At 56.9% G+C, this 12972-nt stretch carries 12 protein-coding genes; 7 read left to right on the plus strand and 5 right to left on the minus strand.

Annotated elements, in window-relative coordinates; genetic code table 11:
• The 3 genes from AC1AWD_RS02220 to AC1AWD_RS02230 form a co-directional block, all read right to left on the minus strand.
• Nucleotides 1-951, minus strand: coding sequence for a DUF58 domain-containing protein (locus tag AC1AWD_RS02220; protein WP_476563416.1), 951 nt, complete (start codon nucleotides 949-951; stop codon nucleotides 1-3).
• Nucleotides 952-1058: 107 nt separating this feature from the next.
• Nucleotides 1059-2132, minus strand: a complete 1074-nt coding sequence (locus AC1AWD_RS02225; RefSeq protein ID WP_476563417.1) for an AAA family ATPase — start codon at nucleotides 2130-2132, stop codon at nucleotides 1059-1061.
• 48 nt (nucleotides 2133-2180) lie between these two features.
• A complete protein-coding gene (locus AC1AWD_RS02230; RefSeq protein WP_476563418.1) occupies nucleotides 2181-2924 on the minus strand; it encodes a uracil-DNA glycosylase in 744 nt (247 codons plus the stop codon).
• A 119-nt stretch (nucleotides 2925-3043) separates the two neighbouring features.
• Between AC1AWD_RS02230 and AC1AWD_RS02235 the strand changes: the two genes are divergently transcribed.
• Nucleotides 3044-3742 (plus strand): LytR C-terminal domain-containing protein, encoded by a 699-nt coding sequence (locus AC1AWD_RS02235; RefSeq protein WP_476564540.1) that lies wholly within the window; start codon nucleotides 3044-3046, stop codon nucleotides 3740-3742.
• Nucleotides 3743-4019: 277 nt separating this feature from the next.
• Entirely contained in the window at nucleotides 4020-5633 is a 1614-nt protein-coding gene (gene groL, locus AC1AWD_RS02240) for a chaperonin GroEL (RefSeq protein WP_476563419.1), read from the plus strand.
• A gap of 76 nt (nucleotides 5634-5709) precedes the next feature.
• Here the strand turns inward: groL and AC1AWD_RS02245 are convergent, their stop codons facing one another.
• Nucleotides 5710-6000, minus strand: coding sequence for a WXG100 family type VII secretion target (locus AC1AWD_RS02245; protein ID WP_476563420.1), 291 nt, complete (start codon nucleotides 5998-6000; stop codon nucleotides 5710-5712).
• 220 nt (nucleotides 6001-6220) lie between these two features.
• On the opposite strand from AC1AWD_RS02245, the gene AC1AWD_RS02250 reads away from it, so the two are divergent.
• The 5 genes from AC1AWD_RS02250 to AC1AWD_RS02270 all read left to right on the plus strand — a co-directional run bounded on the left by AC1AWD_RS02250 (nucleotide 6221) and on the right by AC1AWD_RS02270 (nucleotide 11772).
• Complete coding sequence (locus AC1AWD_RS02250) at nucleotides 6221-6955, plus strand: TPM domain-containing protein (RefSeq protein ID WP_476563421.1); 735 nt, start codon at nucleotides 6221-6223, stop codon at nucleotides 6953-6955.
• Nucleotides 6939-7670, plus strand: coding sequence for a response regulator transcription factor (locus tag AC1AWD_RS02255; protein WP_476563422.1), 732 nt, complete (start codon nucleotides 6939-6941; stop codon nucleotides 7668-7670). Before AC1AWD_RS02250 ends, AC1AWD_RS02255 begins: the two co-directional genes overlap by 17 nt.
• A gap of 288 nt (nucleotides 7671-7958) precedes the next feature.
• Nucleotides 7959-9743, plus strand: coding sequence for a HAMP domain-containing sensor histidine kinase (locus tag AC1AWD_RS02260; RefSeq protein ID WP_476564541.1), 1785 nt, complete (start codon nucleotides 7959-7961; stop codon nucleotides 9741-9743).
• Nucleotides 9744-9861: 118 nt separating this feature from the next.
• Nucleotides 9862-10251 carry a cold-shock protein gene (locus tag AC1AWD_RS02265; RefSeq protein WP_476563423.1) on the plus strand — a complete coding sequence of 130 codons (390 nt, stop codon included), beginning with the start codon at nucleotides 9862-9864 and terminating at the stop codon, nucleotides 10249-10251.
• 3 nt (nucleotides 10252-10254) lie between these two features.
• Nucleotides 10255-11772 (plus strand): DUF3027 domain-containing protein, encoded by a 1518-nt coding sequence (locus AC1AWD_RS02270; protein WP_476563424.1) that lies wholly within the window; start codon nucleotides 10255-10257, stop codon nucleotides 11770-11772.
• A 103-nt stretch (nucleotides 11773-11875) separates the two neighbouring features.
• Here AC1AWD_RS02270 and AC1AWD_RS02275 read toward each other — a convergent pair whose 3' ends face one another.
• On the minus strand, nucleotides 11876-12856 hold the full coding sequence (locus tag AC1AWD_RS02275; protein ID WP_476563425.1) for a universal stress protein: 981 nt from the start codon (nucleotides 12854-12856) through the stop codon (nucleotides 11876-11878).
• Between the last annotated feature and the right edge of the window lie 116 nt (nucleotides 12857-12972).

The following is a 12972-nucleotide window of genomic DNA, read 5'->3' on the forward strand; positions in this document are numbered from 1 at the left end:
TCATGCATTCGCCCCCATATTCGTTCCCATATTCGCCGGCATGGTCGCGGTTTTCAGATGATTGCGCATCGAATACGACAGCGACGTGGAAACAAGACGCACGAAAGCATTGAACATGGCCTCGCTCGATCCGGCGCGAATCACATGAGCGCCCATGCGCGTCATTTCACGTTCCAATGTCGCGGCGATGAAATGACGATGCGTATCAACTTCCCGTACCGCTTCACGGTCGCGCAGGAAAGCGGGCACCGCACGGGGCGACATGCCGTCAAGCACGACACCGTTATGGCGTGAAACGAACGGATTGATAGTCGTCACATCAATCAGTATCACGGGATGCGTCTGCATGATGCGGCGAAGGGCTTTCGTGTGACGCGCCGACAGCGCATGCTCGTCGGTGGCGATCACAACAAGGGCGTCGCGGTCGCGAATATGCGTGGCATAGTTCAGCAAGGCGTCGATATTGCGACGATTGGACCATTCTCGATGCAAGGCGTTATCCAGTGTGCGCTCGAATTGCGCCAGCCCCCCATGGAAGGGGACTCGTGTGATGCTGCATTCGTCGCCGAACACCAAGGACACCGGATCCGACCTGCGCAGGCTCAACGCCGCGAACATGCATAATGCGTTGGCCGCAACATCATAGGCGTGTTCGCCGCTGTCGCATATGCCGGTCATTTCAACGCCTACATCAAACAACATCCACACCTTGCTGGCGGCCAGACGTTCGCGTTGCGCAATCATCGGACGTCCGACGCGGGCACTGGTTTTCCAATCGATGCGATGCGCTTCATCGCCGTACTCATAGGCACGAATGTCCATCACATCGGCCGAGCCGGCGCGGCGACCGGATGAATGCTCGCCTTCCAACGCGCCCAAAGCCTTGCGTACGGTCGGGAGGCTCAATGATGAGCCCAGCGTTTCTATACGTTTGCGAATGGAAACATGCATTCCAGCGTCGGGTGCGTCGCCGGCTGCCGGACTGTTCTCCGTATGCGCTTTCCGGCTTGTTTCCGGACTTGTTTTCGGACGGGTTTTCAGGCGGGAAAATGGGCGGATCATGGAACGGGAACCGTCCTGACGATGGAATCGATGACTTGATCGGTGGTCACGCCATCCGCCAGAGCCTCGAAGGTGAGCATGATGCGATGGCGCAGCACTTCCAACGCGTACGATTTCACATCTTCCGGAACGACATAATCACGGCCGGCCAGCAGGGCATTCGCCTGTCCGATGCGAATCAGCGCGATCGAAGCACGAGGGGAGGCGCCGAGCCTGACCAGTGAGGAAAGTCCTTGCACCGGATTCGTGCCCATGCCGCGTGATGTGGCTGACAAGTCGACGGCATATCGCATAACGGCCTCCGACACGTGCACATGACGGGCGGCGGCACGCAGGAATTCGACATCCTGAATGGAAATCGTATCCGTGCCGGTTTTGGTCGGATCAAGGGCGTCATACCCGCGGCGGGTCAGCATCGCCAGCATGGACTGTTCTTCATCGGCTGTCGGATAGGTCATAACCGTTTTCATCATGAAACGGTCCATCTGCGCTTCCGGCAGGTTGTATGTGCCCTCTTCCTCAATCGGATTCTGCGTGGCGATAACCATGAACGGGCGAGGCAGCGAAATGCGCTGGCCGCCGATGGTGGTGGCGCCTTCAGCCATGGCTTCCAGCATCGCCGACTGTGTTTTCGCGTTCGAACGGTTGATTTCGTCGAGAAGCACGAAATTGGCGTGAATAGGGCCGATCTGCGTGGAGAATTTCTGCGTGGAGAAGTCGAAGACCTGTGTACCGACAAGATCGGAAGGCATGAGGTCGGGTGTGCACTGCACACGTTTGAACGTACCGGAAACCGAAGTCGCCAGCGTCTGCGCGGCCGTGGTCTTCGCCAAGCCAGGCACCGATTCAATCAGGATATGGCCTCCGGCCACCATGGTCAGAATCAGTGACTGGCACATCTTTTCCTGTCCGACGATGGTCTGCGAGAAATGGGAACGCACTTTCGTGGCTAGCTGGTGAGCATGGTTGAGATGCTCCGGGGTGAGTGCAGTCGTGCCGGAATTCGCGGGAGCTGCAGGCGCGTGCTGTGCGGGCTGCGGGGGATTCGAGGGGGAAGAGAATAAAGACATGGTTGTTACCTTATCGTTTGCATTCGATGTGTTCGCTGTGCAGGATTGCTATTGATTGAGGTTCCCGGTGAGCGGTGCGGGCTGTGCGGCGGGCAATGACCAGTCGATTGGTGTGGCGTCCATGGATTGCAGAGCTGCGTTGGCTCGGGAGAACGGCTTCGACCCGAAGAATCCACGTGTGGCGGACAATGGGCTGGGATGCGCGGACTTGATGATATAGGCATTGGTGAGCAGAGGTTCCAATGTCTGCGCGTTACGTCCCCAGAGAATTGCGACCAATGGCTTCGGTGACCCGTCGGGGTTCACGCGTGCGTTCAGCGCGCGGATGGCTTCCTCGGTGATGGCTTCCCATCCCTTGCCTTGATGGCTGTTGGGTTCGCTGACCCTGACGGTCAAACATCTATTGAGCAGCATGACCCCTTGCCTGGTCCACGGCGTCAGATCTCCATTGGCCGGCTGGGGAACGCCGAGATCGTCCACAAGCTCCTTATAGATGTTGATCAGGCTTTTCGGCAGCGGACGGACGTCCGGGGCCACGCAGAAGCTTAATCCGACCGGATGCCCCGGGGTCGGATACGGGTCTTGGCCCACAATCAGCACCTTGACGGAATCAAACGGTATGGTGAAGGCACGAAGGATGTTTTTGCTCGCCGGCAGATAATGTTTTCCCTTCGCGAGCTCTTCGCGAAGGAAATCTCCCATACGATGAACATTCGGCTCGACTGCGGCCAAGGCGGCGGCCCAACCCGGGTCTACAAGTTCGGATAACGGTTTGACATGCGCATTGCTCATGCCCACCACTGTACGATGCAATGCTTATTTTGTCGTTGTTTTCGCGTGAATTCACTGAGTCTGACGGGAGTGGCCGTTACACTTTCTGGGAGGAAGACATGAGAAACGAGGTCAGCGATATGGCTCAGAACGACAAGGTGACATACGAATCGTATGAAAAGGACGAATTCGACAATCCTCCTATGGGGCCGGTCGGCGTGCACCGTGGAGCGCGTTCCGTGGGCGCGCGAGTGACTCCGTATGTCGTCGTGATCATTGTGGCGATTCTGGCCGGCCTGCTGTTCTGGAGCATGGCCTCAGGCGAATTATCGAAGATTGATATGCTGCCTTGGAATACGTCATCGCAATCTAAGGTTGCCGATTCCTACGATCAGTCCGGCGCCGAACAGGCGGATGCCTCCTCCGATGGCGACTCCGACCAGTCTTCGACCGCTGACTCGACGGGAGACGCCGCAGACGATGACACCTCAACTGCGGACACCTCATCGTCCGATGATTCGAATGCTTCGGATCCCGCCGATGACACGCAGCAGCCCGCCGTTGAGCAGACCGTCAATAAGGCGACTTCCGTGCGCGTGGTCAACGCGACGGGCATCAGTGGATATGCCGCGCAGCACGCCAGTGAACTGACTTCGGCTGGTTACACGAATGTCGTTGCGGACAATCCGGCCGGCGTGGTTCCTGCGTATACAGTTGTCTGGTATCAGAATGAAACGGATAAGGCCACGGCTGAAGATGTCGCCGCGACGCTGGGAATTACCGCAGTGGAACAAAGCGATGGCCTGGCCACACCGATCGTCGTGGTTTTGCTCGACTGACCCCGGCCAACCTTATTATCTGACGTCTGACATAGATTCCCGCACGCGTGTATGCATGCCGTATGCCGGTGTTCCGTATTTCTTTACGGGACGCCGGCATATCATTTTTCATGCCAAGAGCGCAAAGCGCGACCGTCATGTTGGCACTCGACGTCCGAGAGTGCTAATCTTCCAGTTAGCACTCGGGCAGTGAGAGTGATAACCGGCAGCTGACGGCTGGTCCATGATCGCGCGTCCGGAGTGGGAATACATCCGTTAAGCCATATGTGGAGGAACAATGGCAAAGATCATCGCATACGACGACGAAGCTCGTCAGGGAATGCTCGCGGGCCTGGATAAGCTCGCCGATACCGTTAAGGTCACCCTTGGTCCGAAGGGCCGTAATGTGGTTCTCGACAAGACCTATGGCGCTCCGACCATCACCAACGATGGCGTTTCCATCGCCAAGGAAATCGACCTGGACGACCCGTATGAGCGCATCGGCGCCGAGCTGGTCAAGGAAGTCGCCAAGAAGACCGATGACGTCGCAGGCGACGGCACCACCACCGCTACCGTGCTGGCTCAGTCCCTGGTTCACGAAGGCCTGAAGAACGTCACCGCCGGTTCCAACCCGATCGCTCTGCGCCGTGGCATTGAAAAGGCCACCGAAGCCATCGTCAAGGAACTTGTTGCTGCCGCCAAGGACGTTGAGACCAAGGAACAGATCGCTGCTACCGCAACGATTTCCGCCGCTGATCCGGAAGTCGGCGAAAAGATCGCCGAAGCTCTGGACAAGGTCGGCCAGGATGGCGTTGTCACCGTTGAAGACAACAACCGCTTCGGCCTGGATCTGGACTTCACCGAAGGCATGCGTTTCGACAAGGGCTACATCGCCCCGTACTTCGTCACCAACGCCGAAGACCAGACCGCGGTTCTCGAGGATCCGTACATCCTCCTGACTTCCGGCAAGGTTTCCTCTCAGCAGGATGTCGTCCACATCGCCGAGCTGGTGATGAAGACCGGCAAGCCGCTGATGATTATCGCTGAGGACGTCGACGGCGAAGCTCTGCCGACCCTGATCTTGAACAACATCCGCGGCACCTTCAAGTCCTGCGCCGTCAAGGCTCCGGGCTTCGGCGACCGCCGTAAGGCCATGCTGCAGGATATGGCCATCCTGACCGGCGCTCAGGTAGTGTCCGAAGAGCTGGGCCTGAAGCTCGACTCCGTCGGCATGGACGTGCTGGGCTCTGCCAAGAAGATCATCGTTTCCAAGGACGAGACCACCATCGTGTCGGGCGCTGGCTCCACCGAGGACGTGGCCGCTCGTGTCGCTCAGATTCGTGCCGAAATCGAAAACACCGATTCCGACTACGATCGCGAGAAGCTGCAGGAACGTCTGGCCAAGCTGGCTGGTGGCGTCGCCGTCATCAAGGTCGGTGCGGCCACCGAGGTCGAAGCCAAGGAGCGCAAGCATCGCATCGAAGACGCCGTGCGTAATGCCAAGGCTGCAATCGAAGAAGGCCTGCTGCCGGGTGGTGGTGTGGCTCTGGTTCAGGCTGCTGCCAAGGCTCAGAAGGATGTCGAGCTCGAAGGCGACGAAGCCACTGGTGCCGCCATCGTCTTCCGCGCCATTGAAGCTCCGATCAAGCAGATCGCCGAAAACGCTGGCCTGTCTGGTGACGTGGTGATCGACAAGGTCCGTTCCCTGCCTGATGGCCAGGGTCTGAACGCCGCCACCAACGAGTATGTCGACCTGCTCGCCGCTGGCGTCACCGATCCGGTAAAGGTGACCCGCTCCGCTCTGCAGAACGCCGCCTCCATCGCTGGCCTGTTCCTGACCACTGAAGCCGTTGTGGCCAACAAGCCGGAACCGCCGGCAGCCGCCCCGGCTTCCCCGGACATGGGCTACTAATCCAGCATTTGTGAAATCTGGACTATAGGAGGACCCGCCTGCACAGGCAGACGGGTCCTCCCGTTTTTGGAGCGAATCAGCCGGCGAACAGACGGGACGCCTGCATTTCCGTATCCGCATACAGCAACGAAGCCTGACTGAGCGCACGCTGAATCGATTCCAAAGATTGCTCCATCTGTTGCTGCGCCGCATGCCATTGCTGTGCTACGCCGGCAAATTGAGTGGCCGCCGAGCCGCGCCATACGTTTTGCAGATCATTGAGATTGCCATACATGCTCTGTACGGCTTGTCTGATTGCGGCGACGGACGCGTTAACCGCCGCGCTGGACGCTTGGATACGTTCCGAATCCACCTGATATTGAGCCATATTCCCTGCCTTTCGTAACATGCACCATTGCCGTTATGGCCGTTAACGACGGTTCGTTCCGTCGAACGGTAAAGTTGAGCATATGCTAAAGCGAATCGAAAGCGCCGGAAAAACCGGTAGTGTGGTCGAAGAGAAGCCTGTTTTACTCTTTAATGGCGTGTCGTCAACATTGTCGACACGTAAGAATCCTTGGCATAAAGCCATTTGCATGCTTCTCGCCATGCTGTTGAGCATGACAGTAGGCCTGTGGATAACTCCATATGCGCATGCGGAGAATGCAGCGGATTCCGACGCCTCAAGCGTTCAGACCAATGACGCGACAATGACGGACAACATCACTGATACGCAGAATCTGCTTGGCGCGAACATGGCACAGATTACGGATGCCATGAGCGAGACGCTGGACAAAACCGGAGTCACCGTCCGCCTGCTGTATTTGGAGAATTTCGACGATGACGAAAAGCCGGCGCAATGGGTCCAGGAAGTGCTGCAATCAGTAAACCCCGTCGCAAACACGGTGATGCTCGCAGTGGCGTCGGGAGACGGAAATCTTGTTGTGGCGGTGTCCTCGAATTCCGATGATTGGCTGAAAAGCCAGAAGACAGTTGATGATTTGTCTTCCGTCGCCGCCGAACCATTGACTCAGAACACTCCCGACTGGGCCGGATCCGCATTGGCGATGATGGATGAAATCGTTTCGATCAAACAGCATGCCGAATCCATGAGGACCACGATAATCGCCGTCGCCTCTATCGTCGGCGCAGTGGTTGTAGTGGCCGTAGCCCTTGTGGGAATCGTTATGTGGCGCAGCCGCAGGAAAGGCAAGGGCGCAAGCCGTCACAGCAGACGTGCCCGCCGCTCCGCTGCACGAAAGATAACCAAAAAAGACTCAGAGGACATTCAGGAAACGTCCAGTGAGTCGCGCGATGCTGGACAACATGAGCAAACCAATTGAAGCATCCATCGTAGTCGTCGACGATGAGCCGTCCATCCGCGAGCTTCTTGTCGCCTCATTGCATTTCGCGGGTTTCGAAGTCACTACCGCCGCATCCGGCTCCGAAGCCATCGAAGTCATTTCAAAAACGCAGCCTGATCTGATTGTTCTGGACGTTATGCTCCCGGACATCGATGGTTTCACCGTAACCCGTCGAATTCGCCAAGAAGGCATCACCGCCCCCGTATTGTTCCTCACCGCGCGTGATGACACACAAGACAAGGTGATGGGCCTGACCGTCGGCGGCGATGATTATGTGACCAAGCCGTTTAGCCTTGAAGAAGTCGTCGCTCGAATCCGCGCGATCCTACGTCGTACGCACGAGCAGATTGAAGACAACCCGATCATCCGCGTGGGCGACCTTGAAATCAACGAGGACTCGCATGACGTTTCCCGTGCCGGACAGCCGATTGATCTGAGCCCGACCGAATACAAGCTGTTGCGTTATCTGATGGACAACGAAGGACGCGTCCTGTCGAAAGCGCAAATCCTCGATCATGTTTGGCAATATGACTGGGGCGGAGATGCGGCAATCGTGGAATCCTACATCTCGTATCTGCGCAAAAAAGTCGACGGCATTATGGTGACCGATGAAAACGGCGAAACCCATAAGGTCGCTCCGCTGATTGAAACGAAGCGCGGCATCGGCTATATGATCCGTGCGCCGAAGAACTGACGACGACAGCAGTCCCCAGCCGGCGGCAAACCGGCATACTGAAACGCAAAGCAGCCTCGACGAACGGTTCGTCGGGGCTGCTATGGCGAAACCGCGAAATACCGTGGCGAATAAGGAGCTCCGATGTCACAGCCGAATCCCCAGCCGAACGCGCAACCGGCCGCGCAGCCGGGCGGTCAGATGAATCCTCAGCCGACTCCTCAATCGTCGCGTGTTCCGGGAAACAATCCGAATAATCAACCGTCGGGAACACCCGCTCCCGGGCAGTCGACGGATGGTTATTCCAATATGAAAACCTCCAGATTCCGTGCTTGGTTTCATCAAGCCATCGGGCGGCATATCGATGCGGTATCGATGAGCACAAAGCTTGTCACCTGCATTATCGTGCTGTTGACCGTAGGCACGATAAGCATTTCCTACTTCATTCGCATATCCGTCGGCAGCTATCTACTGGACAAAACGGATACGCAACTGCTGCAGCAGTCCGAACTGGTGCTCAATAACATCACATGGTTGAGCAACAGCAATAAGGAACAGCCACAAATCAGCAGCTATTACCTGCAGGTGCGCGACAACAACGACGTAATCCAGAATACGCCGTTACAGCCGGTACTTCAGGACGGCGTGGAATCCCGACCAGCGCTTCCGGCGAACGGCAGCCGAGACGGTGTGACGTTGGGAACGCCTTTTACCACGGCGGCAATAGTGCAAGTTCCTGCCGGCGTCAACGCCAGCCACGCAACACTGCAATCGGCAAGCGCGCCGTGGCGCGTGGTCGCATTGAACTATCAGGTGAAAGTTGACGGCGTCAGCGTCGACCGGGGCATTGTATATATCGGTCTGTCTCTCAGTGGCCAAGTCGATACGGTCGATAGTCTGACTAAATTCTGCGCGATGATCGGCATTGCCGTGGTGTTGCTTGGCGCGGTCCTGGGCACGATTATGGTGCAAAGCACGCTGGCCCCGTTAAAACGTATCGAAAAAACAGCTGCGAAAATCGCCGCAGGCGACCTCGGCCAACGTGTTCCGTCATTGCCTGAAAACACAGAGCTCGGTTCTCTTTCGGCCTCTTTGAACGGTATGCTGGCCAGAATCGAAGGAAGTTTCCACGCACAAGAGGAAACGACCGAAAAAATGAAGCGTTTCGTTTCCGACGCAAGCCACGAGCTTCGAACTCCTCTGGCCGCCATCCACGGGTATGCCGAACTATATAAAATGCAGCGTGGTATGCCGGGCGCTCTCGAACGTGCGGACGAATCGATCGCTCATATCGAAGCGTCCAGCTCACGTATGACGGTTCTGGTTGAAGATTTGCTGTCGTTGGCGCGCTTGGATGAAGGTCGCGGTATCGATATGACGCAGCAGGTGCAGATTACGTCAATCGTCAACGATGCGGCCGATGATCTGCATGCGCTTGATCCAGAACGCGACATCACCTGTGGCCGTGTGGTGCTGCGCAGTGGCGGAAGCGCCACACCCGGAGTCGAAGGAACAGGATCTTGTCTGGCGTTCGAAGCGGGGGATATGCCGCCTATCACGTTAACGGGCGATGCGTCACGCCTGCGTCAGGTGGTGACGAATATCGTCGGCAACATTCATCGCTATACTCCGACGGATTCGCCTGTGGAAGTGGGCGTCGGCCTGCTGCCGGCTTCGATCAGCCCGGAGTCGTTGTCTCGTATGCCTTCTGATGAGAGTGCGATACGTCATCTGGTTGAGGCGATTGAAGTCGGCAAATCGATGCAGGTCGGCATGAATTACGCGGTGGTGCGCATCAGCGATCATGGTCCCGGAGTTCCGGCAGAAGCCCGTTCCAAGATCTTCGAACGCTTCTACACCGCCGATCCCTCGCGTGCACGCCAGAAGGGCGGTACGGGATTGGGCATGGCCATCGCGCAATCCGTAGTCAAAGCGCATCGAGGCTTTATCTGTGCTTCAGGCAGTGACGGCGGGGGTCTGACCCTTACGGTTGTGCTGCCGGTCGCCCCGGTGGAACCGAAACCAATGCCTGTACAGACGGATAAAACCGATCGTCGTGCTGAAAAACGTGCTCGAAAAACCAAGCTTGCGTGATATGCCAGCATGTGATGTCGACACATGGTGCGCGTCATGCGGTAGACTATAGGTTCGGTTTGTATGCAAGAAACGGGCAAGGGCCCGTGGAGAAACGTTGAGAGCAGTGAGGTGAATGATGCCCAGCGGACGTGTACGTTGGTTTGATGCGAATAAGGGATACGGCTTTATCGAAAGCGATGGCGGGAAAGACGTTTTTCTTCCGGCGACTGCCTTGCCCGTCGGTGTGAAAACGCTGCGTAAGGGGGCGAAAGTCGAATATTCCGTGGTGGAAGGACGCCGCGGACCGCAGGCCATGGGCCTGACCTTGGTGGCGGCGACGCCGTCTTTGGTGAAGGCCACCCGTCCCAAGCCGGACGATATGGCAGCCATCGTGGAAGATTTGATCAAGCTGTTGGATTCCGCCGGCAACCATCTGCGCCGCCACCGTTACCCTTCGCAGTCCGAAAGCCAGAAACTGGCCACGTTGCTTCGTGCGGTGGCCGACAACTTCGACGTACAGGAATGATTCATGGCCGATAGCACCCTTGATCCTCGTTCAATCGCCCGCGCGATTGCGTTGGACGCTGCCGATGACACCGAGCACGTCGGCGATTTCGTCGAAGCCATTGAACTGGGCGATAACGTCACCGATTTCCGTTTCGAAGCGTTGCTTCGCGGCTATGAAGGCTGGCAATGGTCGGTGACGTTGTATCACGACATCGAGCTTGACCGTTGGACGGTGAATGAATCATCATTGGTGCCGACCGATCGTTCGCTGCTGCCTCCGGAATGGATTCCTTGGAAGGATCGTTTGGAGCCGTCCGATTTGTCCGTAACCGATTCCATCGGCACGGATCCCGATGATCCGCGATTAGAGTCCGGCATGGATGTTGATGCGAAGGCCACGGAAACGAAGACGAAAACAGAGTCAAGCGAGAATCAGTCGTCGGATGATGACGAGTCATCCGAATCCGATGCGAACGATGCTGATGCCGCCGCTTCGTCTGATGCTTCTGCCCAATCGCAGGATGGTTCCGATACCAAAATCAATGAGACGAATTCTGACGATACGCGCACTGACGAAACATCCGCGGATTTTTTGAAAACCGTCGGAGCAACCGACGAATCAGGGAAGCTCGTTCCTCCGGAACCTCCTGAGGGCGTGACCTCGCCGGAGGATATGGCGGACGTGGTTGAGGAATTCGCATTGTCCCGCCGACATGTGATGACCCCTTTGGGGCGTGCACAGACCGCCAAACGCTGGTATGAAGGGCCGCGCGGTCCGAAGTCGTTGTCTACCAAAACCGCCGGAGGCAACCCCTGTTCGACTTGCGGTTTCTTCATTCCATTGCAAGGAGAGCTGAACGTGATGTTCGGCGTCTGCGCCAATAAGTGGAGTCCGGACGATGGCCGCGTGGTGTCGTTGGATCACGGTTGCGGCGAACATTCAGAGATCGAACCGCCGGAGCCGTCCCGTCTGTGGATTCAGTCGAAGCCAGCATTCGACGATTTGCATATTGATGTCATCGCACAGTCGCCGCGTGATGAACGTGACGATGTTGAGTTGATCGAGCAGTTGGAAGGCGAACGCGACAGCGACGCCGAAGATCTGGCCAGCGAAGCTGATATCGCAGCTAATACAACGGTGGATGACGAGTCCGAGGAAACGTCGGGCAATGAAAGTGACGATGCACAGCCTGATGTCGAAACCACCGTTGATCTGAGCGGACAAGACGCTGCCGAAAGCGACGGTGACGCTGATACCTCGGATGATTCAGACGATGTTGACGACTCCGGCGACGCATCGGATGACACAGACGAGACTGAAACGATTGAAGATTCCGAAGAATCCGAGAAGGCAGAAGAATCTGACGATTCCGACGATACGAATGATTCCGATGATTCGGCCGAATCTGAAGAATCGGCCGAATCTGAGAAATCAGATGAAGTCGCCGACGCCGATTCCAAAGAAATCGGAAGCGATGACATTAACGAATCCGAGGAATCCGGCGAAACGGAAAACTCGGAAACCGAATCAGCTGAATAATCATCCGATAATCATTAATACTATGTAAACGAAAGGGCGCTGCAAACCAAAGTCTGCAGCGCCCTTCGCTATATCGCATTCAAAAAGCGGCGATATCGGCGTGCTAATGCACGACCGTCACCGTGCATTCAGCGAAATTCACAATCTGCTTCGATACCGAGCCAAGGAAATGTGCATCGGATCCGGTAAGGCCGCGCGAACCGACAACAAGATGCCGGGCGTAGCGCGAAGCCGCGATGAGCCCTTTGGCTGCGTGGATATGAAAAGCATTCGCCGTCACATCAAGGTCTCCGGGCAGCGCCGCGGACTTCACCAGATCATTCAGCATCTTCTCAGCCTGCGCTTGGCCGACCTGCACAGGCGCGATGGCGTTCTCATATCCGTCGACCGTGCCCAAATCCTTCATCTGCCAGCAGAACATCACGTGCAGCGGCGCATGATGGCGCATCGCAAGGTCGACGCCGAAATCCAAAGCGTTGCGACTTGTAGGGGAGCCGTCGATGCCGACGACGATAGGGCGCTGCGATTTCGGTGTCGATACCGTCGGCCGGTCGAAACGAACCTCATCATCCCCAGGTGTCAGCGCATTTGCGATTGCATCCTGAACGGAAGATTCCTCACTGTCAAGGATGCGCACAACCGTAACGGGCACAGAAGCGGCCTGCGCCAACGACTGCGACAACGAGCCGGTAAACCATCGGGCAACACGGCCAAGAGAACGGCGTCCGACGACAATCTGCTGCGCATTCCTGCCGATCTGCAGCAATGCCGACGTACCGGAAGCTCGTACCGAAGTCAACGTGATGCTGCCATCATCGATGGTAAGTCCTTCAGTGGCCTGTCCAACCCATTCCCGCAGCATCTGCGCGATATCATTGCGCATCTTCGTCCAAGCCTCATCCGTGTCAGGCTCGGCGCCCATATCCCACGAGGGCGTCCATCCGTAGACTGCATTCACATGTTGCCCGGTCAGCGACGCTTCTTTCACTGCCCAGCGAAGGGCTGCGAACGATTCATCGGATCCGTCGACGCCAACGACGATGTCGGCAAGCGGAACGTTGGAGGAAATAGCTGCATCGCACATGATGATCTCCTTTGCCTTGTACCTCACAGCATAGCCTTTTTGTTGCGTTTACAGCGCAATTTCAGGACAAGACGCGCTGGTCGTCATCGCAAATCGGTAAAGTGTTGGGAGATTAT

It is taken from the genome of Bifidobacterium sp. LH_512 (assembly GCF_056356435.1).